This window comes from Corynebacterium sp. NPDC060344, assembly GCF_042725215.1.
Taxonomy (GTDB): Bacteria; Actinomycetota; Actinomycetes; order Mycobacteriales; family Mycobacteriaceae; genus Corynebacterium.
On sequence record NZ_JBHXCS010000027.1, the window covers coordinates 1 to 3473 of the forward strand.

The window sequence follows — 3473 nt, forward strand, 5'->3', positions numbered from 1 at the left end:
GCGCCCGCCACCGCGTCCAGATCGGCCGTGATCAGGTCCACGACCCGGGCGGACACCAGCATCAGCGCGGTGTCGAAGATGTCCTGGCTGGTGGAACCGCGGTGCACGAACTCGGCCGCCTCGGGGGAGTGCGCGGCCACCACGGCCGTGAACTCCCGCACCAGCCCCACCACCGGGTTGGCCGTCTCCCGGCTGCCGCGCGCGACGGCGACCAGGTCCAGGTGCTCCCGTACGGCCAGCTCGGAGATGACGCGGGCCGCCTCCTTGGGCACGGTCCCCAGATCGGCCTGGGACCGCACCAGGGCGGCCTCGGCGTCGAGCATCGCCTGCAGCCAGGCCTCGTCGGAAGTCGCCGCCTCCGCCGCCGTTCCCGCGCGTACGGGGCTCAGCAGACCGGAGTCGATGCCGGGCGGCAGTGTCACCTGGCCAGCTCCCCGACCGGGGCGAGGACGCTCTCGCTGTCCTGGAGCAGGCCCAGGACCGCGTCGGCTATGGCGTCCGAGTCCTGGAGGGTCACGGAGTCCACGCCGGGGCGGATGCCCGCCGCGGTGACCCAGTGCACCCACTCGGTCGGCACCCCGTACGCGTAGCGCGCCGGATGCGGCCGGCCCGCCGCGTCCACCACGTGGAACGGCGCACGGGTCACGTCCAGCCCGCCCGTCTCGTGCACCTCGTCGCCGGGTCCGGGGATCCTGTACGTGCGGCACTGGCCGGTGCCGAGCAGGTGGAGCAGCAGCGGGTCGGAGGTGGAGCGCAGGTCGATCTCCGGCAGGCGCGCCTCGATGAGCGTGTCCGCCCGGACCAGGGAGCCGGGCACGAGGGCGGACTCCACCGTGAAGGCACCCTCGGCGTCGTTGAGGCGCCGCAGCCGGGTCTCCGGACCGAGCACCTCCAGGACGCCCGCCTCGATCAGCGCGATGGCCTCCTCGATCCGGCTCGCGGGCGGCCCGATGGAGAGGAAGGCGTTGAGCGGGGTGTACCAGCCGTCCAGGTCCCGCCCGTAGGAGCCGCCGCTCAGCCCGCCGTGGTCGATGATCTGGCGGACCTCGTTGCGCAGGTCCCGCAGCACGTCCAGGGCAGCCTTCAGCGGCCCGTCCACGTTGCCCTCGCGGGCCGCGGCCAGGTCCTCGCGCAGGTGGTCCAGGAGCCAGGCACGGAAGTCCCCGGGCTCGCTGAACACCTGCCCCTCGTACGGCTTGGCGATGCGGGCCCAGTCCCAGCGCCGGTCGGCGGCGATACCGAACCGGTCGAGGACCTCCTCCTCGCGCGAGCTGCCCGGGGAGGCTCCCAGATAGGCCGTGCGCAGCGCCCCGGCCTCGGTGTGCCGTCCCTCGGCGGCCAGCAGCGCGGTGTAGTACACCGTCTCGGTCTCGCGGGCGATCAGCGGCCACAGGTCCCGGCGGAAGTCCAGCCCGCCCTCACGCCGGGACCTGCTCTGCAGCGCGCGGACCGTCTCCGGGGTCAGGACGAGCGGCATGTGGCGGCCGTGCGCGCCCTTCTGGTTCTCGCCGCGCGAGTGGAAGGGCATGCCGCGCCGGGACCCGGCGACGAGCTTCGGCTCCCGTCCCGAGGGCAGGTAGACCAGGCGCTCGCCCTGCCGCTCGAAGCGGCCGCCACGGCCGTGGGTGAACAGCGCCATGTAGTCGAAGAAGTTGAGGCCCAGGCCCAGCAGCGCCACCGTCTCCCCGGGGCGCACCGCCGAGAGGTCCGCCTCCGCCGGGTTCACGGGGGTGACGTAGTGCAGTCCGTTGCGGCGGGCGAAGCCGGCGCGCTCGCGCTGGCTCCTGGACTCCCGTACGGGCACGTGCCCCTGGGCGAGCACGACGGCGTGCAGCCCGTCGAGGCGGGTGCCGTCGGCGAGCCGTACGCTCTGCGTGCCCGTGCGCGGGTCGTCGTCCAGAGCCACCGCGCCGGAGCCGTGGACGACGGTGCGGACCCGGTCCGGGGCGGTCTTGACGACCCGTCTGAACACCCATTCCAGGTAGTGGCCGTAGAAGGCGCGGGTCGGGTACGAGTCGGGGCCCAGGGCGCGGGCCTCGGCCATCACCGACTCGGGGTGGTTCCAGTCGTCGACCGGACCCATGAGCGTCAGGAAGCGCGCCCATTCGTAGAGGCTGGGGCCGGGGGACAGCGGTCCCTTCAGCGTCACGCTCTCGTCGGTGAACAGCGTGACCTGGCTGGCCACCGTGTTCATCAGCAGGTGCTGCGACTGGTCCGTGCGCCACACCTGCCCCGGGCCCGGTGGGCAGCGGTCGACCACGTGGACGGTGATGGGTTCCTCACCCCCTTCGGCGGCCTGCGCGCAGATCCGTTCGAGAACGGAGAGCCCGCGGGGTCCGGCGCCGATGAGGCAGACGTCGAGCTGCCGGCTGGTCATGGTCACTCTCCACTGGTCCGTGTATCCGGTGTGCCATCCACGTCGGTCGGAGCTCGGGGCAGTGCCCCACGACGGCCCGGTCAGAGCCGTTCCGTTCCGAAACCCAGGCTGGATCACACTGCTAGAGGCGCTCAGGAGGCGCTCAAGAGCGGCTCAGGAGGCATGCCGGAGAAGACCGACTGCCGAACGACGCCCCCCAGGTCGGCGGCCTGGGGGGGCTTCGGTGCCGGGCTCCGGCCGGGCGGGGGTCAGCGGGGACCCAGGCCCAGGTCCCGCACCACCTGCCGGTACTGCCCGATGAGCTGGGGCCTGGCCTCGTGGACGGCCGGCGGGAAGTTCTCCACCAGCAGGTCGTAGCCGCGCGCCAGGACCGGGTCCTCCAGCAGCCCGAAGACCATGTGCCCGCCGCCCTGCGGGCCGCCCGCGAGGATGGCCTTGCGCAGCCGGTCGATCTCGCTGCCGCTGACCCCCGGGAACAGGTCCCGTACGACCGGCTCCTCGGTGTCGAGGTGGGCGGCGAGCACCTTCTGCACGCGGCGCGCGGCCGCCGCGCCCTCGCGGGCCGGCCGGCCCGCGGAGGCGAGGGTGGCGAGCGGGCCCAGCGCGGCAAGCTCGTCCACGGCCGCCTGCAGGGCGTCCAGTTCCGCGTTCAGTTCCGCGTGCTCGTCCTTGAGGGTGTCGAAGTGCGCACCCGCCTGCGGGTAGAGCTCGCGCAGCACCGGCCAGAACAGGTCGTCCTCGCTGATGTGGTGGTGGTGGGTCAGCTCCACCAGCCAGCCGGCCGTCCACACCAGGGTGGGGATGTCGACGGCCGCGCCGTCGGTCAGGCACTGGAAGGAGCCGGCGACCAGCTCCGTGCCCCGGCGCAGTATGTCGTGGGCCGAGAGGAACTCCTGGTACATGCGGGCGCCGGGGTTGAGGCCGGCCGACGCCGCCTCGGCCACCGCCGCCACGACGTCGTAGCGCTGGATCCGGTCCACCGCTTCCACCACCGCGTGCATCGACGCCGCGGGCGCCTGTCCGGGCTGTCCGGGCTGCCCGGGCTGCCCGGGCTGCCCGGGCTGCGGAGCCTGTCCGCCGCCGGCCGGAGCGGGGC

At 73.8% G+C, this 3473-nt stretch carries 3 protein-coding genes; all 3 read right to left on the reverse strand.

Annotated features, from left to right (window positions below):
* Positions 1–422: lyase family protein (locus tag ACFWGD_RS13035; RefSeq protein ID WP_377779113.1), on the reverse strand; the 422-nt coding region annotated here is incomplete at its 3' end.
* Positions 419–2377, reverse strand: a complete 1959-nt coding sequence (locus ACFWGD_RS13040; RefSeq protein ID WP_377779114.1) for an FAD/NAD(P)-binding protein — start codon at positions 2375–2377, stop codon at positions 419–421. The genes ACFWGD_RS13035 and ACFWGD_RS13040, both read right to left, overlap by 4 nt.
* Before the next feature lie 248 nt (positions 2378–2625).
* On the reverse strand, positions 2626–3473 hold an 848-nt coding region (locus ACFWGD_RS13045), incomplete at its 5' end, for a hemerythrin domain-containing protein (protein ID WP_377779115.1).